Annotated in this window: 26 protein-coding genes, 1 tRNA gene and 1 pseudogene; 5 read left to right on the top strand and 23 right to left on the bottom strand. The window is 72.2% G+C overall.

The window, feature by feature from the left end; translation table 11 throughout:
* Positions 1-555 precede the first annotated feature (555 nt).
* The 3 genes from BCD48_RS24885 to pyrE all read left to right on the top strand — a co-directional run bounded on the left by BCD48_RS24885 (position 556) and on the right by pyrE (position 3,430).
* A complete protein-coding gene (locus BCD48_RS24885; protein ID WP_241841961.1) occupies positions 556-1,659 on the top strand; it encodes a Rossmann-like and DUF2520 domain-containing protein in 1,104 nt (367 codons plus the stop codon).
* A 192-nt stretch (positions 1,660-1,851) separates the two neighbouring features.
* A complete protein-coding gene (htpX, locus tag BCD48_RS24880; protein WP_071050785.1) occupies positions 1,852-2,718 on the top strand; it encodes a zinc metalloprotease HtpX in 867 nt (288 codons plus the stop codon).
* A 169-nt stretch (positions 2,719-2,887) separates the two neighbouring features.
* Positions 2,888-3,430, top strand: a complete 543-nt coding sequence (pyrE, locus tag BCD48_RS24875; RefSeq protein WP_083419140.1) for an orotate phosphoribosyltransferase — start codon at positions 2,888-2,890, stop codon at positions 3,428-3,430.
* Positions 3,431-3,663: 233 nt separating this feature from the next.
* On the opposite strand, the gene BCD48_RS24870 is transcribed toward pyrE, so the two are convergent.
* Positions 3,664-4,152 (bottom strand): YajQ family cyclic di-GMP-binding protein, encoded by a 489-nt coding sequence (locus BCD48_RS24870; protein WP_071050784.1) that lies wholly within the window; start codon positions 4,150-4,152, stop codon positions 3,664-3,666.
* Positions 4,153-4,279: 127 nt separating this feature from the next.
* Between BCD48_RS24870 and BCD48_RS24865 the strand changes: the two genes are divergently transcribed.
* Positions 4,280-4,364: transfer RNA gene (locus BCD48_RS24865), tRNA-Tyr, on the top strand.
* Between the two features lie 128 nt (positions 4,365-4,492).
* Here BCD48_RS24865 and BCD48_RS54035 read toward each other — a convergent pair.
* From BCD48_RS54035 to BCD48_RS24775, 20 genes and pseudogenes are all read right to left on the bottom strand, one after another.
* Complete coding sequence (locus BCD48_RS54035) at positions 4,493-5,980, bottom strand: tyrosine-type recombinase/integrase (RefSeq protein WP_241841960.1); 1,488 nt, start codon at positions 5,978-5,980, stop codon at positions 4,493-4,495.
* Complete coding sequence (locus BCD48_RS24855; RefSeq protein WP_198543383.1) at positions 5,977-6,231, bottom strand: helix-turn-helix transcriptional regulator; 255 nt, start codon at positions 6,229-6,231, stop codon at positions 5,977-5,979. The genes BCD48_RS54035 and BCD48_RS24855 overlap by 4 nt, the downstream gene beginning before the upstream one ends.
* A gap of 1 nt (position 6,232) precedes the next feature.
* Complete coding sequence (locus BCD48_RS24850) at positions 6,233-7,876, bottom strand: replication initiator (protein WP_071050783.1); 1,644 nt, start codon at positions 7,874-7,876, stop codon at positions 6,233-6,235.
* Positions 7,877-8,302: 426 nt separating this feature from the next.
* Positions 8,303-8,686: pseudogene (locus BCD48_RS24845) on the bottom strand (single-stranded DNA-binding protein); the annotation flags it as partial.
* A 29-nt stretch (positions 8,687-8,715) separates the two neighbouring features.
* Positions 8,716-8,937, bottom strand: coding sequence for a hypothetical protein (locus BCD48_RS24840; RefSeq protein WP_071050781.1), 222 nt, complete (start codon positions 8,935-8,937; stop codon positions 8,716-8,718).
* Positions 8,937-9,740, bottom strand: coding sequence for a hypothetical protein (locus BCD48_RS24835; RefSeq protein WP_071050780.1), 804 nt, complete (start codon positions 9,738-9,740; stop codon positions 8,937-8,939). Before BCD48_RS24835 ends, BCD48_RS24840 begins: the two co-directional genes overlap by 1 nt.
* Positions 9,737-9,901, bottom strand: a complete 165-nt coding sequence (locus tag BCD48_RS52505) for a hypothetical protein (protein WP_198543378.1) — start codon at positions 9,899-9,901, stop codon at positions 9,737-9,739. The genes BCD48_RS24835 and BCD48_RS52505 overlap by 4 nt, the downstream gene beginning before the upstream one ends.
* Before the next feature lie 89 nt (positions 9,902-9,990).
* On the bottom strand, positions 9,991-10,251 hold the full coding sequence (locus tag BCD48_RS24830) for a hypothetical protein (protein ID WP_071050779.1): 261 nt from the start codon (positions 10,249-10,251) through the stop codon (positions 9,991-9,993).
* Positions 10,252-10,289: 38 nt separating this feature from the next.
* Positions 10,290-10,496, bottom strand: coding sequence for a hypothetical protein (locus BCD48_RS24825; protein ID WP_071050778.1), 207 nt, complete (start codon positions 10,494-10,496; stop codon positions 10,290-10,292).
* 128 nt (positions 10,497-10,624) lie between these two features.
* On the bottom strand, positions 10,625-11,047 hold the full coding sequence (locus BCD48_RS24820; RefSeq protein ID WP_071050777.1) for a hypothetical protein: 423 nt from the start codon (positions 11,045-11,047) through the stop codon (positions 10,625-10,627).
* A complete protein-coding gene (locus BCD48_RS24815; protein WP_071050776.1) occupies positions 11,044-11,598 on the bottom strand; it encodes a DUF6919 domain-containing protein in 555 nt (184 codons plus the stop codon). Before BCD48_RS24815 ends, BCD48_RS24820 begins: the two co-directional genes overlap by 4 nt.
* Positions 11,595-11,846 (bottom strand): hypothetical protein, encoded by a 252-nt coding sequence (locus BCD48_RS24810; protein WP_071050775.1) that lies wholly within the window; start codon positions 11,844-11,846, stop codon positions 11,595-11,597. The genes BCD48_RS24815 and BCD48_RS24810 overlap by 4 nt, the downstream gene beginning before the upstream one ends.
* Positions 11,847-11,877: 31 nt before the next feature.
* A complete protein-coding gene (locus tag BCD48_RS24805) occupies positions 11,878-12,303 on the bottom strand; it encodes a DUF3307 domain-containing protein (protein WP_071050774.1) in 426 nt (141 codons plus the stop codon).
* Positions 12,300-12,536, bottom strand: a complete 237-nt coding sequence (locus tag BCD48_RS24800; protein WP_071050773.1) for a hypothetical protein — start codon at positions 12,534-12,536, stop codon at positions 12,300-12,302. The genes BCD48_RS24805 and BCD48_RS24800 overlap by 4 nt, the downstream gene beginning before the upstream one ends.
* Before the next feature lie 276 nt (positions 12,537-12,812).
* Positions 12,813-15,122 carry a zonular occludens toxin domain-containing protein gene (locus BCD48_RS24795; RefSeq protein WP_071050772.1) on the bottom strand — a complete coding sequence of 770 codons (2,310 nt, stop codon included), beginning with the start codon at positions 15,120-15,122 and terminating at the stop codon, positions 12,813-12,815.
* Complete coding sequence (locus BCD48_RS24790; protein ID WP_071050771.1) at positions 15,119-15,928, bottom strand: hypothetical protein; 810 nt, start codon at positions 15,926-15,928, stop codon at positions 15,119-15,121. The genes BCD48_RS24795 and BCD48_RS24790 overlap by 4 nt, the downstream gene beginning before the upstream one ends.
* A gap of 12 nt (positions 15,929-15,940) precedes the next feature.
* Positions 15,941-16,213, bottom strand: a complete 273-nt coding sequence (locus BCD48_RS24785) for a DUF6284 family protein (RefSeq protein WP_071050770.1) — start codon at positions 16,211-16,213, stop codon at positions 15,941-15,943.
* Positions 16,210-16,614 (bottom strand): hypothetical protein, encoded by a 405-nt coding sequence (locus BCD48_RS24780; RefSeq protein WP_071050769.1) that lies wholly within the window; start codon positions 16,612-16,614, stop codon positions 16,210-16,212. The genes BCD48_RS24785 and BCD48_RS24780 overlap by 4 nt, the downstream gene beginning before the upstream one ends.
* Positions 16,611-16,733 (bottom strand): hypothetical protein, encoded by a 123-nt coding sequence (locus tag BCD48_RS55005; RefSeq protein ID WP_274536573.1) that lies wholly within the window; start codon positions 16,731-16,733, stop codon positions 16,611-16,613. The genes BCD48_RS24780 and BCD48_RS55005 overlap by 4 nt, the downstream gene beginning before the upstream one ends.
* Before the next feature lie 162 nt (positions 16,734-16,895).
* Positions 16,896-17,669, bottom strand: coding sequence for a GntR family transcriptional regulator (locus BCD48_RS24775; protein WP_198543377.1), 774 nt, complete (start codon positions 17,667-17,669; stop codon positions 16,896-16,898).
* A gap of 55 nt (positions 17,670-17,724) precedes the next feature.
* On the opposite strand from BCD48_RS24775, the gene BCD48_RS24770 reads away from it, so the two are divergent.
* Positions 17,725-18,159, top strand: coding sequence for an NUDIX hydrolase (locus BCD48_RS24770; RefSeq protein WP_071050767.1), 435 nt, complete (start codon positions 17,725-17,727; stop codon positions 18,157-18,159).
* A gap of 933 nt (positions 18,160-19,092) precedes the next feature.
* On the opposite strand, the gene BCD48_RS52500 is transcribed toward BCD48_RS24770, so the two are convergent.
* Both BCD48_RS52500 and BCD48_RS51540 read right to left on the bottom strand, forming a co-directional pair.
* Positions 19,093-19,233, bottom strand: a complete 141-nt coding sequence (locus BCD48_RS52500; protein WP_198543376.1) for a hypothetical protein — start codon at positions 19,231-19,233, stop codon at positions 19,093-19,095.
* A 36-nt stretch (positions 19,234-19,269) separates the two neighbouring features.
* On the bottom strand, positions 19,270-20,909 hold a 1,640-nt coding region (locus BCD48_RS51540), incomplete at its 5' end, for a hypothetical protein (RefSeq protein ID WP_198543375.1).

The following is a 20,909-nucleotide window of genomic DNA, read 5'->3' as shown; positions in this document are numbered from 1 at the left end:
TGGCCAAGCTGGCATCCCTACCGGCGAAATTGCGCACGTCGGCTCCTTGATTGCCGCCGATGTCGGGTATTTGTCACCAGTCGGCTCTCCTCGGCCACTTCCGACACTGCCGGGGCGGACGCCATTCCGCCGGGCCGCCGCGCACTTCATCCGATGACTTCGCCCACAGTGTGTGATTCGTCTCCCTCTTGACCGACGCGGCGGCCTCCCGAGACCCGCGGGTCAGACCCGCGCGTCCCGAGCGCTGTGCCCGCCGGGTATAAAGGCCCGCCCTTCGCCTGGCGGACCCGGGCGTACGTCGCCGACGGGAGGCCTTCGCCGCCCGGTCAGCATCCACCTGCCCAGGATGCGTGCCATGGGCGCCGGGCATGACGGAATCGGTGTGGTGTCGATAGCGCCATTAGCACTAGCACTGGCGGCGCTGGCGCGGCCAGCGTCACGGCCGGCGGGGTCGTCGCCGAGTGGCTGCCGTGGCCGCCGCCGCAGGACCTGCCGTCGTTCCGGGCGTCGCCGAGCGGCCGCGGGCTCCACGTGGCCGATGGCACCGTGAGTCGCGTGACCGGAGAGGTTCTCGCCCTCGCCTACTCGTGCCGGCGGCGAGAAGGAAGGATGAAGGAGAGCGGGCAGCCGCGCGAGAATCGGCGGGTGGACGCGGACATCCCCATCTCGGCTGATCGAGTCCTCGCCGGTTCCGGTGGGACCAGCCGCGCCGGTGATCGTGCCCTCGCCGTCGGGTTCGTCGGTTTCGGCCGCGCCGGGGCGGCGCTCGCCGTGGCGTTCGCCGACGCCGGACATCGCCTCGTCGGGGTGACCACGCGCTCCGATGCCTCGGCCGCCCGCGTTCATCGTCTTCTTCCCGGCGCGCGGCCGCGGCCCGTGGCGGAGCTTGCCTCGCTGGTAGACGTCCTGATACTCGCCGTCCCCGACGACATGATCGCTCTCGTCGCCACCGAGATCGCCGAAGCCGCGGAACCCGCGGGCCCGCGGGCGGGCAGCGTCGTCGTTCACCTGAGCGGACGGCATGGGCTCGCCCCGCTCACGCCGGTCGCGGCCCGCGGCGCGGCCCGCGCGGCGGTCCACCCGATCATGAGCCTGGCCGGCCTTGACCCGGCCGCGGATGCCGCCCATCTGCGCGCCGCCACCTTCGGCGTCACCGCCGACCCGGCGGCCGCACCCATCGCCCGCCGGCTGGTCGCGGACGTGGGCGGCCGGTTCGTCGAGGTGGCCGACGAGGCGCGCACCCTCTACCACGCGGCGATCGTGTTCGGAGCGAACTACCTGGCGGCGCTGGCCGGCGCGAGCGCCGACCTGCTGGCCGCGGCGGGTGTGACTGACGCGCGCGCGGCGCTCGCCCCGCTGCTGCGGGTGTCGCTCGACAACGCGCTGCGCGACGGCGACGCCGCCACCACCGGACCGGTGCGCCGCGGCGACGCCGGTACGGTCGCCGCCCACCTGGAGGCGCTCCGTGCCGCGGACCCCGCCGTCGTCCCCGCCTACCGCGCGCTCTCCCGTCTCGCGGCCGGGCGCCTGGAGGCCGCCGGCCTTCTCCCTGCTCGCGCGGCCACGAGCCTCCGCGCCACGCTCGAAGCCTCCGACCCCACAGACCCCACAGACTCCTCCGTCTCCTCCGGCGCCTCGAACGTCTCCGACGAACCGTGACCCAGGCCGACCGGAGGGTTCAGAGCCGCGCTGCCCGGGGATGGTCGGGGCACCGAGGACGCAGGTCGGCCCGCGGAGACGGCCGCACAAGCCGGGCGTTGCCGACGTTACGGGCCTGGATGGGAACGCCTCGCGACACCTCTGGCGTTGAGCTGGGTGCAACCTTCTAATACGACAGGACAACGGGACGCCATGTCTCACCTCAACGGTCTCAAGACCGCGTTGCTACTCGGAGTACTGTCGGCCGCGATCCTGGCGGTGGGATCCATCTTCGGCCGGAACGGGCTGATCATCGCGCTCGTCCTCGCGGTCCTGATGAACGGCTTCTCGTACTTCTATTCGGACAAACTCGCGTTGCGCGCCATGCGCGCGTACCAGGTGAGCCAGGTCGAGCAACCACGCCTATACGCCATCGTCCGTGATCTCGCGACGCGCGCTCGCATGCCGATGCCACGCCTGTACCTGAGCCCCACCAGCGCACCCAATGCCTTCGCGACCGGCCGCAACCCGAAGAACGCGGCGGTGTGCTGCACCGAGGGGATCATGGAGCTGATGGACGACCGGGAGCTGCGCGGCGTCCTCGGCCACGAGCTCAGCCACGTCTACAACCGGGACATCCTCATCGCCTCGGTCGCCGGCGCGCTCGCCAGCGTGGTCGTCTACCTCGCCAACTTCGCCCAGTTCGCGGCGATCTTCGGCGGCGGGCGCAACGAGGACGGCCCGGGCATGTTCGAGCTGCTACTCCTGATCATTCTCGGCCCGATCGCCGCGACGATCATCCAGCTGGCCATCAGCCGCGCCAGGGAGTACCAGGCCGACGAGTCCGGCGCGACGCTGACCGGCGACCCGCTCGGCCTCGCCAACGCCCTGCGCAAACTGGAGGCTGGCACCGCCGCCCGCCCGCTTGCCCAGAGCTCCCGCCTGGCCCCGGTCTCCTCGCTGATGATCGCCAATCCGTTCCGGGCCGGCGGGGTCGTCCAGCTCTTCTCCACCCACCCCCCGATGGACCAGCGCATCGCCCGCCTCGAAGAGATGGCCCGGCTGAACCCCTACCGCTGATGCCGCTGATTTCGCCGCTCGTCCCGCTCGTCCCGCTCGTCAGCGCGGGGCGTCGGCGCGGGGCGCGGTCCGGACGCGCCCGCACCGCGACGTTGCCGTTTCACGGAAGCGATCTTGGAGGGGCTGGGCGGCGGTGGGCGGGGGTCGTCGATCGCTAGAGTCGGCAGGCGTGGCCGACGACTCCGCGACTGAGACCTCGACGCTGGCCGCCCGGGTTCGGGCGGCGGCCCTGTTGACCGGCAGCTTCGTGCTGCGTTCCGGTAAGACAAGCACCGAGTATTTCGACAAGTACCGGCTAGAGGCGGATCCGGTCCTTCTCGCGGACATTGTCACCGCGATGGTCCCGCTCGTGCCCGCCCGGGCCGAGCTGCTCGCCGGCCTGGAGCTCGGCGGCGTGCCGCTGGCCACCCTGCTGTCGGCCCGTACCGGACTGCCGGCCCGCTTCGTCCGTAAGAAGGCGAAGGAGTACGGCACCCGCCAGATCGCGGAGGGCGGCGACTTCGCCGGCCGGTACGTGGTCCTCGTCGAGGACGTCGTCACCAGCGGCGGCGCCGTCCTCGACGCGACGAAGGTGCTGCGCGAGCAGGGCGCGACCGTCGAGCACGTCGTCTGCGTCATCGACCGCCAGGAAGGCGGCGCCGAACGTCTGGCTGATCTTGGCCTGACCCTCCACCCTGCGCTCACCCGCGCCCAGCTCGACGCCGCCGCATAGCCGGTCCGCCCGGGCGGACCGCCTGGTCCATCTGGCCTGTCCGCCAGGCCTGTCCGCCAGGCCAGTCCGTATGGCCGAGCCGGCGCGGCCAGGCCCGCGCGGGACCCGGCCGCGCTCACCTCAGGGCGACGATCTCCCGCGTTCGCGAAGCTGGCCCCTCCAGGGGCCAGCTTCACTTCGACCGCCCGACCGCGTCCGCCCGGACGACCGTGTGACGGAGGGCTCTCGACCCGTCAGCGGTAGTTGATGAACTGCAGCGAGACCTCGAAGTCCTCGGCCTTCAGCATCTGAATGACGGCCTGCAGGTCGTCGCGCTTCTTGCCGGTGACGCGGAGCTGGTCACCCTGGATCTGGGCCTGCACGCCCTTCGGGCCGTCCGCGCGGATCTTCTTCGCGATCGCCTTGGCCTTTTCGTCCGGGATGCCTTGCGTCACGGTGATGGCGAGGCGGTACTCCTTGCCGGCCTGCTTCGGCTCGTCGTAGTCGAGCGCCTTGAGCGAGATGCCGCGCTTGACGAACTTCTCCTGCAGTACGTCCAGCACCGCCTTGACTCGCTCCTCGCTGTTCGCGACTAGCGAAATCGAGTCGCCGGAGTGGGTCGCGGAGGCGTCGGTACCCCGGAAGTCGAAGCGAGTCTTGATCTCCTTGGCGGTCTGGTTGACCGCGTTGTCGATCTCTTGGGTGTCCACCTTGCTGACGATGTCGAAGGACGGGTCCGCCACAGCGAGGAACCTCCTGTCGGGGTCGGTTGTGAGGGGCAATCGCCGCTGCCCACAAGGTCAGGGCCACATGACGGGGACCTCACCTCGGTGGCACCTCCGCCGCGACCGGTATGCTCATCCACGACACGGCAGGTTGCCCGAGCGGCCAAAGGGAGCGGTCTGTAAAACCGTCGGCTCAGCCTACGATGGTTCGAATCCATCACCTGCCACCACCCCGACCTAGCTGCAACACCGCAGGTCACCGGCCCCGGAGCGATCACCGGGGCCTTTTTCATGCCCACGGCCAGTACCGACCGATCACGGTCGTTCCCGGGTGGCTGTGCAACATACGTGCACGCGATCATGTGCCCGGCTCCAGCGCCAGCATGGCCTCGATCCGCCGCCGGGCGGTGACGTCGTCGCCGTCCACGCACTTCGCGTAGACCCGGTGCAGGACGGCCACGGAGTGCCCAGCCCACTCGGCGACCTGCTGCGGCGGAACCCCGGCGTTCAGCCAGCCCGACAGACAGGCGTGCCGCAGGTCGTAGACCCGCCGCGCGAGTGGCCCGGCCGCTTGCGCCGGGGTCAGCGCCGATGCCCGCGTCGCCGCCCAGGTCCGGCCCACCACCGAGTCGGAGAGGTCCCCGCCGCGCACCCCGGGGAACAGCCGGCCATCGGGCGCGAACCCGAAATCCGCGATGTGCTGGCGGAGGATCACGACCAGCGGCGGGCAGGCCGGCACAGGCCGGGTGTCCCCGACGCCCCGGTGCTTCAACTGGCGGGCGGGCGCCAGGTTGCCGGTCTTCCGGTCGTCGAGCCAGCCGCTCGCGGTCGCCGGCCGGGAGGTTGCCAGACGCAGCACGCCCCACTGGTCCGGCGCGCCGTCGGCCGGGAGTTCCACCGTGTCGCGGTCCAGTCCCGCGATCTCACCAGGCCGGCACCCGGCGTAGTAGGCGACCGCGAAGAACGCGACCAGCCGCCGGCTGGTGTCGCCCAGCCGTCCCGCCGCGTCCAGCAGCGCCCGCGCCTGGCGGTGGTTGCACACCACCCGCCGGTCAACGGTCTCCACCGTCTTCGGTGGCTTCCACTTCAACGCGGTCAGCGGGTTGGCCGCCAGGTCCCGCCGCTCGACCGCGTAGTCGAGCGCCCCGAAGAACACCGCCCGCTTGCGCGCCACCGTCGTGGCCGCCGCGGGCCGGCCGTCCAGCTTGCGCGCGATCCGGTCGAGCGCCGCCCGCGCCACGCCCGGTTCGGCGAGGTCGACGACCGGCCGGGAGTGCTCCGCGAGCCACGCGAGCACGTCCGCCAGGTGTGCGGGCGGTTCGCGTTCCACTCGCGGGCGGTGCGCTCCACCGTCCGAGGTCCGGGTAGCCGTCCGGAACATCCAGCCGTAGAGCGCTTCCCGAAGCACGTCGGCGTGCACGTCCGGCGGATCGGCGGTCAGCAGCGCGGGCGTCACGGTCGCGAGAGCGTCCGCGATGGACGCCCGGGACTTGGGCGCCACCCGCCACCACTGGAGATCCGCGAAGTCCCGGGCGTGCTCGAGCCACGTCCGGACCGCGACCGGCGCCGGCGGGGGCTTGGGCCTGGCCCGCAGCTCCGAGACCGGCACGCCGTCTTCCACGTCGAAGGCCTCGCCCCGGCGGGAGGCCGCCACGAGGTCGGAGCGCCGCGAGTCCGCCAGCCCCCACGTGGCGAACGAGTCGCTGTGCGTCTTGGGGCCGACCCTCCATCGGATCTGGTAGGTGGTCTTCGTCTGGCGCTTGATCTCGTTGATTTTCCAGATCCGGACCTCGAAGGATGTCGGCCGGTCGTCCGGGTCGTCCGGCATCGCCAAGGCGGTGGTCATGCCGCCTGTGCCCGGGTGTCGAGCCAGGCGTTCAGGTCAGGCCGGGCGACGCGAAGTTGGCCGTTCGGCAGCTTGATGACCCGTGGGGCGCGGCCCTTGGCGCGCCAGTCGTCGAAGGTCGACCGGGCGAGCGGGCCCTGTTCGTCGCCCAGCTCGGCCAGGACGACGGCGAGCGGGAGCAGTTCGCGGCGGGTGTGGTCCGGTGTGGTCGCGACCCGGGCGGGGGTTACTCGGCGGGCGGGGGCGGTCATGCTACGGGTGCTCCTTCCTGAAGGGGGTGGAGTGGCCGGCCCCGGCGGCTTCTTGGCGGTTGGCGCCGGGGTCGGTTCCTTGCCGAGCGGTGCGGGCGGCCTCGCGATGCGAGCGGGCCAGGTCGGCGGCCATAGCGGCGAGCTGGGCGTCCCCGGCCAGGCGGTAGCCGGCGCCCTCGAAGGTCCATTCGCCGATGGTGAGGATTTCGTCGCCGGTGTCGGCTTCGAGTGGGCGGCCCCAGGCGTCGAGCGGGGTCCGGGGGTTGCCGTTGGCGTCGTGGGTGCGCTGCCAGTCGCGCCGGGCCTGGCGGCAGGCGCCGAAGGTCAGCGAGTAGACGCGGGACTTGGTGAGCCAGTGGCCCCGGTACCCGAACTGGTGGGCGTTCTGCCGCAGTCGCAGTTCGGCGAGCGGCCGGGGCGGGGGTGGGTCGGGTGGCGGGTCTGTGTGCGGTCGCCGTGCTTGGTGTCGTGGGAGTGGGAGGACCGGGCCGCCGAGGTACCAGGCGGTGCGGACCATCGCGGCCTGGTGCGCGCTGAGCAGCGGCAGGACCAGGCGCAGATCGTCCGACGTCCGGATGGGCTGGTCCAGGACGCCGGAGTCGGTCACGCCCTTCGTGACGTACTTGGCGAGGTAGTTCCCGACGGCGCGGGCGGACAGCGGCCCGTCCGGGACGACGGTGGTGGTGTCGTCGAGCTCGGCGCCGCCGGCCACGGTCAGGTGGCGTTCGTGGTGCTGCTCTCCCCAGCGGGCGGCGGCCAGGCCGGCGGCGGCCGGGGTCGGGCATGGTTCGCTGACCTGTTCGACCGCCCAGCGCCAGGCGCGCGCAAGGAGCCGGCCGGTCGCCCAGTCAGGCGGGGGTGGGTAGTCGCCGGGGATCGGGCTGAACCCGTCGAGCCGCAGGATGCCGTGGAAGTGGATCAGGCTGCGGGCCTGCATCTCGGCGACCTTGACGTACGAGATCCGCAGCAGCTCGCGGATACCGACCCGCCGTGAGCCGTCCTTGCGGACGCCGCTGGTCAGCGGCACCCCGGCCATGTGGGCGAGACGCCGGTAGCAGAGATCAACGGTCCGCTTGAACAGGCGGGCGGCGGTCGCGTTCCAGATCACCGCGCCGAGGTAGTCGTAGCAGTCCAGGCAGAGCGCCTGCCCGAGCGCCGGATCGTCGGTGGCGTCGTGGACGGCCCAGCAGCCGCGGGGCCGGCCGTGTGGGCAGAAGCCGCTGAGTCGGTGGCAGGTCTTCGCCGGCTGGCCGTGCTTGGCGTTGCGGGTGTGGACCGGCCCGAAGCTCGGGGCGGTGACGGTGACGAACAGGCCGGGGTGGTCGATGACCGTGTCGGGGATGCTCCGGCCGCCGGCCAGGCCGGTGTGCACGATCTGCCAGGCGTCGCCCGCATAGGTCCAGGAGCATGACGGGCAGACGCTCGCGCGCCGGTTGCCGCAGGCGATGAGGATCGTCCCGTCCGGCTTCGTCGCCGAGTCGAAGAACGGCCGGATCTCGCCGGTGCGCAGGTCGACGTGGTTGCTACGGCCGGACAGGCGAATGGGCCGGGTGCAGCCGGCGATCCGTTCGAGCTGTGCCCAGAACTCGCGGAACGTGCCGTCCTCGATACGCGGCCGGGCTTCTTCCACCAGGTCGGGCAGCATTGGCGTTCCTCCTTTCCGGGCACGGCGATAGTTGCTCTGACCGGTGGCAGAATGCGACGCACAATCCAGGCTGATTTCCGGCAGGAAAGCGGCACGGTTCTGGCACGGGAGCGGCATCAAGCCGGTATGTGGGCTGCTCAGGCGGCGTGGGTGGTGGCCTGCGGCGTCAATTCGACTTTCCCCGACGGCGGCCGGGTTGTCACTGCCTGGCGGCACGGAGCTTTCTCGGAGTTTTCACGGAGTAAACGCGGAGTGGAAGCGGAGAAAACCCGGAGAAAACCCGGAGTCGGCCAGGTCAGTGGGGGTGGGCAGCCCCGCCGGGGGTGTCGGGCCGGCGGCCGGCACGGTGGATGCGTCCGGCCGCCGGCCCGCGCGGGCGCGGTTCTAGAAGGGCGGCCGATCGTCGCCGGTGGTGTAGGCGTCGGGGCCGGTGGCTGTGGTGCCGCGAGCGGCGCGGACTACTTTGGCGGTGGCGTAGCGCAGCGACGGGCCGATTTCGTCCACGTCGAGTTCGAAAACGGTGCGCTTCTCACCCTCGCGGGTCTCGTACATGCGCTGCTTGAGTCGGCCCGTGACGATGACGCGGGTGCCCTTGGTCAACGATTCGGCGACGTGTTCGGCGGGCTGGCGCCAGATGGAGCAGCGCAGGAACAGCGGCTCGCCGTCCTTCCACTGGCCGGTGGCGCGGTCGAGGGTGCGGGGGGTGGAGGCGACGGTGAAGCTCGCGACCGGGACGGCGTTCTGGGTGAAGCGGATCTCGGGGTCGGCGGTGAGGTTGCCGACGAGGGTGATAGTGGTTTCGCCTGCCATGGGTGGTGCTCCGTTCAGGGGCGGTCGGGTTAGCGAGCTGGGGGGATGGCGGTGATGGCCGGCTGTCCGGCGGGGCGGGCCCAGCGGGTGGTCTCGGACAGGTGGTGATCGCAGGTCAGCGCCGAGCGCACCGGGCCACCGTCCTTGACGTGGGCGGGGTCCAGGCCGTGGGCGGGGGCGGTGACCTGCCAGGTCCAGGGCCGTCCGCAGCGGGGATGGTCCGGGCAGGGCACCGGGTCGGGGCGGGCCATCAGCGCCGCCCGGTCGGCGGTGCGCTGCCGGCATCGAGGGCGGTGACGCAGGCGGCGATGACGTCCAGGTCCTCGGTGCGGGCGAGGGTGTTGCACGCCTGGTGGACGAGGTCGCTGTCCGGCGGGGCGGGGTAGTCGGTGTCGCAGACGTTGCAGTGCAGCCAGGTGCCGGTCTGGCCGGCCGGGGTCGCGATGACGTCGCAGGACCAGGAGTGCGGGCAGGTCGTCGGGGTCAGGCCGGTCGGAATCCCGGCGTCGCACGGCGGTGTGGTCGGATCCGGGGCCGGCCAGCTCACCGCGCGGGCCAGGTGCGTGGGGGCGCAGGTCGGGCACTGGCAGCCGGCCGGGCAGAGCCAGCCGTGGCCGTCGGTCGGGCCGGCGCAGTCGTCGCAGGCCGCGTAGGCCCGTAGGACATCGAGGACTTGGCGGCGCTCGCAGGGCGTGAGCGCGCGGGCGGCGGTTCGTGCGGCATGCGGATCGGTCAAGGTCCACTGCGCGGACGGGAGGTCGAGCGCGCCGATCGCGGCCGCGCACGCCCGCGCTGCGGCCAGCGATGGACTCGGCACGGGGGACAGGAGCAGACCGCAGCGCGCGTAGAGCCACCAGGGGCGGTGGCCGGTGGTGGCGTGCCAGGGGGCACGCGGATGCCAGACAGGCAGCCGGCTGATGTAGATCCCGGGCGGGCCGGCGGGCAGCGCCGGGACTCGGCGGCGGCGGCCGGTGTCGGTCCCGCCTTCCATGATCGGGGCGAGTAGGACCACGGCGCGGCCCACGGCGGCCCGGTCGGTCGTCGGGGTGGTCACCGGCGCCGGCCTCGGGTCGCCGGGGCGGGGGTCGGGGTGGCGGTCCGGCGGACGGGCCGGCAGAAGTACTTGCGGTGGATGACGAGTAGTTCGTTGGCCTCGGCCTGGGTGACGACGTTGTCCGAGCGGACTCCGCAGTTCGGGCACGTGTAGTGCGCCATGATGGGACTCCCTTGCTCCCTGTAGGGGTGGTGAGGGCCGGGGCGCGGCGGTGGTTCTTGGCGGAAGTGGCGCCGCGCCCCGGGCGGATCTAGCGGCGGCGGACCTGGTAGGAGACGTCACCGCCGCCGCGTACACGGGTGTCGGTCATGTCGAAGCCGGCGCTGTCGATGAGGCGGCGGACGCGGTCGACCTGCTCATCGGAGGCGCCGCGCTCGCGGTAGAGCCGGATGTTGATGAAGCCCTGGCTGACGACCGTGGCCGTCACGTCGAGGCTGCGGTTGAGGAGGCGGGCGACGGCGAGGGCGTCGGGGTCGAGCTCGCGCGGGTCGAGGTGGCGGTGATGCACCATGGCGGTGTCCTGTCGTGTGGTCGTGCCGAGCGGGCGGGTTACTGTCGGCAGCCGGTGCCGGGCATGCAGACCATCCGGCGGCCGGCGACGTAGAGGGGCCCGGGGCTGCCGCAGCGGGTGCAGGCCTGGCCGTCGATGTCGCGGGTGGCGCCGGGTGGGAGTTCGGAGCCGGCAGGGGCGGAGTAGGTGCGGGTACCGCGGCGGGTCCAGGTGACCTGGAGGCGGCCGGGTCGGGATCGGCCCATGGGTGGCTCGTCCTTTCAGCGGGTGGGTGGCGGGGTGTTCTAGCGGCTGGTGTCGGTGGTGGGCGACGGGTCGTCGGTGCTTGCCGTTCGGGATGCGGCCGGTGACGGTTGGTGGGTGTGGGTGTGGGTCAGATCTGGCCGTTGCGGTAGAGCCGGTCGGCGGCCTGTTGGATGTGGCGGTGGTGGGTGCGGGCGAAGCGGGTGGCGAGGTTCTCGGCGTGGGCCAGGTCGATGCCGATCTCGCGGCAGACCTTGCGGGCGTTGGTGAGGTCGTTCGAGCCGTGGAGGCCGGGCTGGCCGGTGATGAGCCGAGCGGCGGCGGCTCCGGCGAGGAGGTAGACGACGAACTCCTCGTCGGTGCCGCTCCAGGTGCGGCGGGTGGCCGTGGTCATCCCGCGCCAGCCGTGGGTGCTCTCGGTCAACGTGGCGTGGAAGGCGGTGCCGAACAGGACACCGCCGCGGCTGTACTGCCGGCCGGCGATGACGTGGCCGGCCTCGTGGACCGCGACGATCCGCCGATGGTCGGGCTCGGCGTGGCGTAGCCAGCTCACCGGACGGCCTCGGTGAGCGTCTGCCACAGCCGGTCGCGCCGCCCCCACTGCGGGTCGTAGGCGATGACCTGGTGTGCCCCCAGCAGGGTGTCCAGGCCGGCGCGGGACAGCTCGCCGCCCCAGAGCCAGCGCAGCTCTCGGGTGGACGGGATCGCGCCGATCCTGGTGTGGGCAACGCCGCGCTCGGTCGTCACCGGGGTCGAGTACAGGTAGACGGTCCGCCAGCGTGGCCGTACGTGGGGCGGGACGTACCGGACCCACAGGTCGGCGGTCAGGCAGGCGTCGGCGATCCGCTTGGCGAGGTCCTCCGTGCAGAAGCCCTCGACGAACGCGCACTGCTGCCATCCGTCGCCGGACCCGGCCGGCTGGGACTGGTCCGTGACGAATCCGGCCCGGTTCAACGCGAGCAGCGGTTCGAGGATCTCGGCGGTCTCCGGGTCCGGCGGGCCGAGGTAGGTCGGCGACTCGCCGGCCTCGCCGGACAGGTAGCGGGCGGTCAGCTCGCCCAGCTCGGCCAGCGTGGTGGCCGTCGACCAGTCAAGGCCGCTCACTGGTTGCCGTCCTGGCGGTGGGTGGCGCGCAGCTTGGCGGAGAAACCCTTGCCCATCTGGGCGTCGACCTCGGCGTCGGAGACGCGGTCACCGACCTTCCATTCGACCCAGCCCTTGTAGCCGGAGTCGCGCAGGTCGTAGACCCGGCCGTCGGCCTTGGTCAGCGGCTCACCCCACGGGGTGACACGGCCCTTGGGGTCGAGCACCTCGTCGCGGTCCCGGTCGTCGCGGCGGTTCCTGCGAAGCATGAGCGGTCCTTTCGGGTTTGGGAGGGCGGGGTTAGAGGGCGGTGGCGGTCAGGGCGGCGGCCCACAGGCATGCGGTGTGCAGGGCCTGATCTGCGAGGTACATCCCGTTGAGCCCGTGGTCAGCGAGAGCGGCGAACCGGGCAGCGCCGGTGTGCTCCAGCACCCAGCGCACCGGGGTGCGCCGGTCCCACACGGTGTGGGTGGCGATCGAGATGGCCAGTCCCGCGGCGGCGCCGGCCGGGCTGATAGGCAGGGCGAGTGCAGCGACGGTGACGGTGCACATCGCGGCCATGACGAGGTGGTAGGCGCCGACGTGGCGGGCGAGCGCGGCCCAGCCGGCCCGGCCGGGCAGGGCCTTGGCTGCGGCCTGCCGGTCGGTCTGGCCCAGGACGTGGTCGGCCAGCGTGTGCGCGGCGTAGGCGGTGATCGTCAGGGCGGCGAAGGTCGCGGCGCTCATACGACGGTCCACCAGGCGTCGTGGCCGCAGGCCAACCGGACCTTCACCCGGGCGCCGGGCTGGCCGGTGACGGCGAAGGTGTCCTTCTTGCCGCAGTCGGGGCAGGGGCAGGCCCCGTCCGAGACCTGGTTGTAGCGGGCGACGACGTCAGGGCCGGAGCCAACCGATGGCCCCTCGATGTAGGTGTCGATCGTGGTCGGGGTGTGGCGGCGGTTCGGCCCGTACCGGGGCATGACGATCTCCCTGTCTGTCACTGTCTGTGACTCGATGGGGGTATGGGTGGAGAGGGGAGGGAGGCGCGGGTGTGTGCCTCGGTCCCCGTGGCAGGGCTTTGGTGGTGCTGGTGTGGGGGTGGGTCCCTCGGGTCCCTTGGCTCCCTCGGGGTGTGAGCTGTGGTTGTTCGCGCTGCTAGATCGGGGTGCGGGGTGGAGGGAGGGGGCGGGGGAGCCGCCGAGGGAGTTCTCCCTCGGTCCCTGGGTGGTCCCTCGCGGGTTCCCTCGCCCGGGTGGTCACGCTGTGTCGAACTCGTCGGTTGTTTCGTCGGCCGGGTCGGGGGTGTCGCGGTCGGCCATGGCGGCGGTGACGCGGTCGGCGTTGACGCACATGTGGCCGCGGGTCTTGTAGGGGCGGGCGGAGTCGGGGAGTTCCTTGCGGAGCCGTTCGAACGTCCACCCTCGGTAGAGCTGGGGGCGCAGCGCGGCGAGGCCGGCCAGGACTTCCTGGGTGCGCATGATCGGGTCCGGTCCGGCGGCGCGGATGACGGTTCGAATGTCGGCGAGGTGATCGACGTGTTCGGCCTGCTCTGGCCCGTCGGCGCCGGCGGCGGCCGGTGGGGTGTCGAGCGTGGCCATGGCCCGTTCGACGACGGGAGTGACGTCGTCGACGCCGTCGCCGCGTCGGACGTAGAAGCAGCGCAGCAGCCCGTCGGTAGGGGTGAACCCGCAGGCCATCGCGGTGCCGAGGTCGCCGAGGTCCACAGTGCCGTCGGCGTTGACGGTCATCGGCCGAAGCGTCGTGGCGGAGATCCCGGCGCGGTGCTTGCCGGTGCCCAGGATCGCGTCGTTGCCCTGGTGGTCCGCGATGGCGAAGCATGCCCGGTTGGACAGCACCTTGGCGACCTTGCGGGGCAGCGAGTCCGCCGACGGGACGGGCGTAGCGAAGATCAGGGTGACGCCGTACTTACGGGCCTTGGCCACGATCTTCTCCACCAGCTCGGCGGCCTCCTCGCCGACGTCGGAGACGAACAGCTCCTGGCACTCGTCGATCACCACCACCCGGGGTCGCATGCTCGGGTCGGCTTCGGCCAGGGCCCGGGTGAGTTTCGGCTCGCCGGCCGCCGAGAGCTTGCGGCCGCGGTCGGACAGCTCGGACATGAGCTGCTTGAGGGCGCCGAGCACGGTCGGGATCTCGTCGGGGTCGTCGGAGACGAACAAGGTCCGTAGCCGGGGCCGCAGCGGGTCGTAGTCGGCGTTGACGGCCATGCAGTAGACGTCGATCTCGACGAGCGGGTCGAGGATCGCGCCCAACAACGCGGTGATGATCAGCGTCGACTTGCCGGAGCCCATCATCCCGGCGACACCCCAGTTGGCCTGGAACAGCCGGCCGAGCACGACGTTCCCGCGCGGGTCGACGCCGACCGGCACACCCTTGAAGTAGTCGGCGCCGCCGCCGGTGAGCAGCGGCCACGGCGCCACCGGCTTGGTCAGGCTGCCCTGGTCTGCGACCCACAGGTCCAGCACGCCGGGCTTGTCGCGGGGCTCGGTCGGCCACACCTCCACCGGCAGGCGCAGCAGGTTGTGCGCGAGCACGGGCTTGCTGTTGACGATCATCTCCACGGGGACGGCTTCGGGGAGCAGGAGCCGGGCATGCCAGCCCTTGCCGTCGTGGACGGGGTGATCGATCCAGCGCGGTGTCCAGCCCTCGCGGAACTTCTTGTTCAGTGCTGGCAGGTTCAGGTTCCGCAGCGCGTTCGTGATCGCCCGCTCGTCCGGGATCACGTCCCGGCCGCCGCCGTCGGCGGGCGTCGTGGCCGACACCCAGGCGGGTAGCTCGGAACGGGAGCGGCCCAGGTGCCACAGCCACGCCGCGGCCCCGCCGGTGGCGGCGAGCAGGAGAGCGGCGCCGTAGGCGGCGAGAAACCAGCACACGAACGTGACCAGGGCGATCACCCCGATGATCGGGGCCAGGACGTAGCCGGGATCGTGGTGGCCCAGCGCCAGGACGACGCCGAGCGCGAGCAGCAGCGCGGCGACCCCGGCCAACCCCACCCCGACGGCCCGGATCAGCTCGACAGGCGAACGCACCCAGTCCATGACACGGTCGTGGCGGCGCGCCTTCTCGGCGACGTCGCGCGCCTCCCACTCCCGCAGGCTCTCCTGATCCCCCGCGACCTCCGCGCGGCGCATCTGCCGCTCATACCGCGACGCCCCATGGGTGTCCCGCCACCTGCCGTAGGCCACCCCGGCCCCGGCGACCGGGTACCACAGGTTGCGGGCGACCAGCTTCGCGCCGGTCTTGGTGTGCGGGTGTGTGGCGACCGTACGCACCCCGGTCACCACGACCCACGTCCGCGACACCACGTCCCGCGACACCGCCAGCGCGCGGGGCCGGTAGAGCTCCACCCCCGCCGAACCGAGAACGTCGCCCTCCAGCACCACCTCAGCCGGCGCCGCGCCGTCGTCGTCCAGCTCGACCGCGCTGTCCAGCTCGATCAGATCCCCGGACTCGGCAGGGGTCTCCGGGGTCCAGGGGCCGGGCAGGACGACGCCGGCCGGCGGGGTCGTGGGGTCGGTCTTGTGGCTCAGGTTCGGGTCGGTCATGCCGCACCACCCGTGGTCGCAGGAACAGGAGTCGAGCCGGCGCCGGCAGCGCGGTGGATGTCGGCGATGTAGCGGCGGACAGTCGCGGGCGACAGCCCGGCCTCGGCGGCGAGGTCGGCGGCGAGCTGGCGGCCTGAACGGGTGTCGTCCGCAGGGACCGCGGCGTACAGACGGGCGATCTGACGGCGGCCCGCACCGGGGTCGCGGCGGCCGGCCCCGGAGCCATCGCCGCGGCGGGTCTCGGTGGCGCGGGGGCGGATGGTGGTGGTGGCTGGCTCCGGAGCCAGCGGGGTCACTGGCTCCGGAGCCACAGCCGCCGGGGCCGGAGCGGTCGTGGTTGCTGGCTCCGGGTCCGGGGCGGTGCGGACGAGCTTGGCGAACTGGGCGCGGTAGTGCGGCGCGGCCTCGGCCAGCAGGATCAGCACGATCGGCGGGATCGAGTGCGCGACGATCGCTCCGGCGTCGCCGGAGCCGGCAGCGTCCCAGGCGTTGAGGGTCCAGGTCGCCAGGCCGCAGAACCAGCGCAGCGCGGTGCCCCAGCCGGAGCGGGGCGCGTTGTGGCGGGACAGGACGGAGTCGGCGGTGATCGCGCCGAACAGGGCGACGTCGACGATCGGGGCCAGGAGCCAGGCTTGCGGGTCGGCGGTGCCGTGGGCGATCGCGACCGTGTGGACGTTGGACAGGCTGTAGACCCCGACCGCCAGGGCGACGAGCCACAGCGCGCCATCGAGCGCGCGGGCAACCCGGCGAAGCTGGCGCGGGTCGACCGGGTCGGCCGTAGCCGCTGGCGTCGTGGGGGTGGACACGAGAGGGCTCCTTCAGGCCGAGCGGCGACGAGTCGAGCGGGCAGAGGTCGGGACGGCGGGAATGATCGGGCGGTAGGTGGTGGCGTCCAGGTCGGCCGGGGTGAAGCCGGCGGCGACGGCGGCCAGGCGGCGACGGGCGACCCGCAACCGGCGGGCGGCGAACGGGCCACCGCCCTCGGCAACGAACGCGGCGATAGCGTCGGTAACCGCCAGCTCGGCGGCGATCAACGGCCACTCAGCTTCGATCGCGGCCAGGTCAGCGGCGGTCGGCTCCAGGTCGCTCATGCCGCGGCCCGGGCGGTGTCGAGGGTGGCGAGTTCGGCGCGGTAGCGGGCCGCCGCAGGGGCCCAGACGTCGGTGCGGTAGGCGGCGGCGAGGTACTTCTCCGCACGGGCCAGGCGCAGGCTCAGCACCCGGCGGCGGTCCGGCGTCTCGTAGAGCACCGCGTGCAGCGCGGCGACCCAGCGAAGCGTGCCCCGGTGGTACTTGTTCGTCAGCGTCATCGAGCCATCCAGCAGGCCCGTGATGACGGAGCGAGACGCGCCCACAACGGTGGCCGCGCGGCTCTCGTAGTCGTCGTAGTAGTCGAGCTCGTCGCGCGCCGCGGCCAGCTCGGCCGCCGTCAGCTCGGGTCCGGGCCGGCCGGCCCGGACATCCGGGCCGGCCACCGAGACGGACGGGGTCACTTGCCACCGCCGGACTGCTTGCCCCGCCCAACCAGCTCCCGCGCGAGCTTCTCCACGGCCTCCGCCGTGGCGTCACGCAGGTTGTCGGCGTGCGGAACCGAGTTCAGGGCATGCTGCATACGGATCTGGCCTCCCACAAAGGTCCGGTCCACGGCCCCGGCGGGTGGCACCCCGCCGGGGTCTTTCCTGTCGGAGCGATGACCCAACCAGCAGGTCTAGTCGTCCACTCGCCTAGACCACTATGACTGGTACAGAACCAGTTGGCAATGGCCTACAGCGAACTAGCGCGCGGGCAGTTCGTACGACAGCACGTAGCGATCGGCCGCAAGGACCGTGTCGCAGACCTCGACGGCCATACCTGACTCGTCGAAGGCGGTCCTGACCAGCGCGATCACCGGCGTACCCGGTACCAGCCGCAGGGTGCGGCGCTCCTCGTCAGTGGGCATCCGGGCAGTTACTTCCTCGGAGAACCGCTCAAGACGGTGGCCCCGCTCCTCGATCCGCGCGTAGATCCCGCCGGGGCCAGTCTGGGTCTCGGTCATCGCGGTGCCCTCAGCGATCTCCCACGGGACGTACGACGTCGCCGTCTCCATGGGCTCGCCATCCGCCAGGTACATCCGCCGACGGACGAGTACCTGTGCACCCTCGTCCACGCCCAGTCGGCTGGCCATGTCGGATGGCGCCGGACCAGGGCCGACGTACAGAACCTGTACGTCAGGACGGCGACCATCTGCCTCAAGCTCCACGAGGTACGCGGCCTTGCCGCGGTCGCGGTGGTGTCGGGCGAATCGATCACTAGCCAGCCGTCGGACCGGCGGGCGCCGACGCACGAATGCGCCTCGGCCGTGTTCGACGGTGACGAGGCCCTCGGAGCGAAGCAGTGCAATTGCCTCGCGGATCGTTCCCCGCGCAGTCCCATAGGCGTCCATGAGGGTGCGCTCGCTCGGGAGCTTGGCGCCGGGGAGTAGCTCGCCGGACTCGATCTCACCACGTAGACGATCCGCGATCTGCCGGAAGGCAGCGCGGTCGCTTGCGTGGTCGATGCCCAGGGTCACGAACGCTCCTACACTGGTCCAGTCCAGTGGACCACTGTACATCGGAGGATCACCCATGAGCCCCGCGCCGTGTCACTCCGTCAGCGTCGGCGCCGCCGTCATAAACGGCGACGGCCAGATCCTCACGATCCAGCGCCGCGACAACGCCCACTGGGAACTACCCGGTGGAGTCCTCGAACTGCACGAGGACATCCATCACGGCCTACGCCGCGAAGTCGAGGAAGAGACTGGCTACCACGTCCAGCCTGAGGCACTCACCGGCGTCTACAAGAACATGCGAATTGGCGTCGTCGCGCTCGTGTTCCGCTGCCGCATCACCGGGGGCGCCGCGCGAACGAGCGACGAAACCAGCGCCGTCCGGTGGATGAGCCCCACCGAGGTCGAGAACCACATGGACCAGGCATATGCCGTCCGCCTCCTCGACGCGCTTCGCGACGGTCCGCCGGCCATTCGCTCCCACGACGGTCGGAGCCTCATCGTCGCTGGGTAGCAGTCGCGGCGGCGAATGCTGACCACCGTTCGGATCTTGCCCGACTGCCCTGTGCCAACTTTCCTTGCTCCTTCAAGGCCGGCCTTCGGCCGGACAAGCAGAACCGCCCCGGGCCGGATGATCGGCACGGGGCGGTTGTGTGCGGGGAAGACCTCAGGGGGCTCTGCCCCCCGAACCCCCCGGCCAGATCCAGAGGGAGGGGAAGAACGAGGACACGTCCGCGTGATCACTCCGCAGATCTGGCGCCTGAGGGCTACCACCGGAACCCCGACCGCGCAAGATCCGCACGGCTGGCGCTGGGGACCGCCGGAGCCCCGCCCGCGCAAGATCCGCATGGCGGAGGATGAGGGTAAGCACCGTTGGCGGATCTTGCACGGCCGAGCTCCGTCGGTAGGGCCCGTTGGCGGATCTTGCACGGCCGAGAACCCGGCGGTAGGGACAAGCCCGCCAGCTCTCCGGAGGGATCACGCTCGCCCCAGCCATGAGGGCCAGGCCCTCAAGCACACGGGCGCGGTGCGCCGCACACGCCACGCACGGCCAGGACCCGACGTCCCGCCACGCAACCGCCTGCGCGCGGCCCTGGCGGGCCGTGCTCGGCGGGCGCGTCGAGCCGCCACCCGCCCGCCCGCGTCGGAGCGGCGCACCGCGAACGATCTTGTCTGTGCACCATACGTGCACGTCGCGCGGACCCGTCCGCAGCAGGACTGCATCGACGCAGGTAGGCGTGACTTTCCGTGCGGGACGGTGACAGCCTGTAAAACCGTCGGCTCAGCCTACGATGGTTCGAATCCATCACCTGCCACCACCCCGATCTAGTTGCGAAGCAGCAGGTCACAGGCCCCGGATCGATCACCGGGGCCTTTCTCCTGCCCCCGGCCCATCCCGGCCGATCACGGCTGTTGCCGGAAGATCGTGGACAATGCGCGGACGCGATCACGACCCCGGTTCCAGCGCCAACATGGCGTCGATCCGCTTGCGGGCCGTGACGTCGTCCCCGTCCACGCACTTCGCGTAGGTCTTGTGCAGGACGGCGATGCTGTGCCCGGCCCACTCGGCGACCTGCTGAGGAGACACCCCGGGATCTCACCCACAGTGCGACCTCAGGCCCCATCAGGGCCACCAGCGGTAGACCCGCGTCACCGCCGAGACGACCGCCGCGCCGATCACCCCACGCCCATCGTCGATCGAGAGCACGGCGGGAAGAACATCCATCACGGCCCCCCGACCCGCCGAGGACCGGGCGGCCAGGGCCTGCGCCAGGACGGGGCCACGCCGCTCGGCGGGCAGGTGCAGTGCCAGCCCGACCAACGCCTGGGCCCGGTCGTCCGACTCCTCGATCGCGGTGGCGGCGGCCAGGGCCTGCGTGAGCAGTTCGGCGGGCAGGTGCGGTGCCAACTCGGCCAACTCCTCTGCCCGGTCGGACGGCACGTCGATCGCGGTGGCGGCGGCCAGGGCCTGCGCGAGCAGGTCGGCGGGCAGGTGCGGTGCCAGGCCGATCAACGCCCGGGCCCGGACGTACGGGTTGTCGGTGGCGGTGGCGGTGGCGGTCGCCAGGGCCTGCGTGAGCAGGTCGGCGGGCAGGTGCGGTGCCAGCCCGGCCAACGCCTGGGCCCGGTTGTACGGCTCGCCGATCGCGGTGGCGGTGGTCAGGGCCTGCGTGAGCAGGTCGGCGGGCAGGTGCGGTGCCAGGCCGACCAATGCCTGGGCCCGGTAGTACGGCTCGTCGAGGGCGGTGGCGGCGTTCAGGGCCTGCGTGAGCAGGTCGGCGGGCAGATGCGGTGCTAGCCCGGCCAACGCCTGGGCCCGGAGGTCCGGCCGGTCGATCGCGGTGGCGGTAGCCAGGGCCTGGGTCAGGATGGGGCCGCGCTGCTCGTCGGGCAGGTGCGGTACCAGCCCGGCCAACGCCTGGGCCCGGGCGTCCGGCCGGTCGATCGCGGTGGCGGCGGTCAGGGCTTGCGTGAGCAGGTCGTCGGGCAGGTGCGGTGCCAGCCCGGCCAACGCCCAGGCCCGAGCGGACGGGTTGTCGAGGGCGGTGGCGGCGTTCAGGGCTTGCGGGAGCAGGTCGGCGGGCAGGTGCGGTGCCAGCCCGGCCAACGCCTCTGCCCGGTCGTACGGGTCGCTGATCGCGGTGGCGGTGGTCAGGGCTTGCGTGAGCAGGTCGGTGGGCAGGTGCGGTGCCAGCCCGGCCAACGCTCGGGCCCGGACGTCCGGCCGGTCGATCGCGGTGGCGGCGGCCAGGGCCTGGGCCAGGACGGGGCCGCGCTGCTCGTCGGGCAGGTGCCCGACCAGCCTGGCCAACGCCCGGGCCCGGTAGTGCGGCTCATCGATCGCGGTGGCGGCGGCCAGGGCCTGCGGGAGCAGGTCGGCGGGCAGGCGCGGTGCCAACCCGGCCAACGCCCGGGCCCGAGCGGACGGGTTGTCGAGGGCGGTGGCGGCGTTCAGGGCTTGCGTGAGCAGGTCGTCGGGCAGGTGCGGTGCCAGCCCGGCCAACGCCCGGGCCCGGGAGTACGGCTCGTCGAGGGCGGTGGCGGCGTTCAGGGCCTGCGGGAGCAGATCTGCGGGCACATGCGGTGCCAGCCCCTCCAACGCCTCTGCCTGGGCGAACGGCTCGTCGATTGCGGTGGCGGCGGCCAGGGCTTGCGGGAGCATGTCGCCGGGCAGGTGCGGTGCCAGCCCGGCCAATGCCTGGGCCCGGTAGTGCGGCTCGTCGATTGCGGTGGCGGTGGTCAGGGCTTGCGTGAGCAGGTCGG

This window comes from Pseudofrankia coriaricola, assembly GCF_001854805.1.
Lineage (GTDB): Bacteria > Actinomycetota > Actinomycetes > Frankiales > Frankiaceae > Pseudofrankia.
The sequence above is the reverse complement of the archived record's forward strand: the minus strand, read 5'-3'. Positions and strand labels throughout refer to the sequence as shown.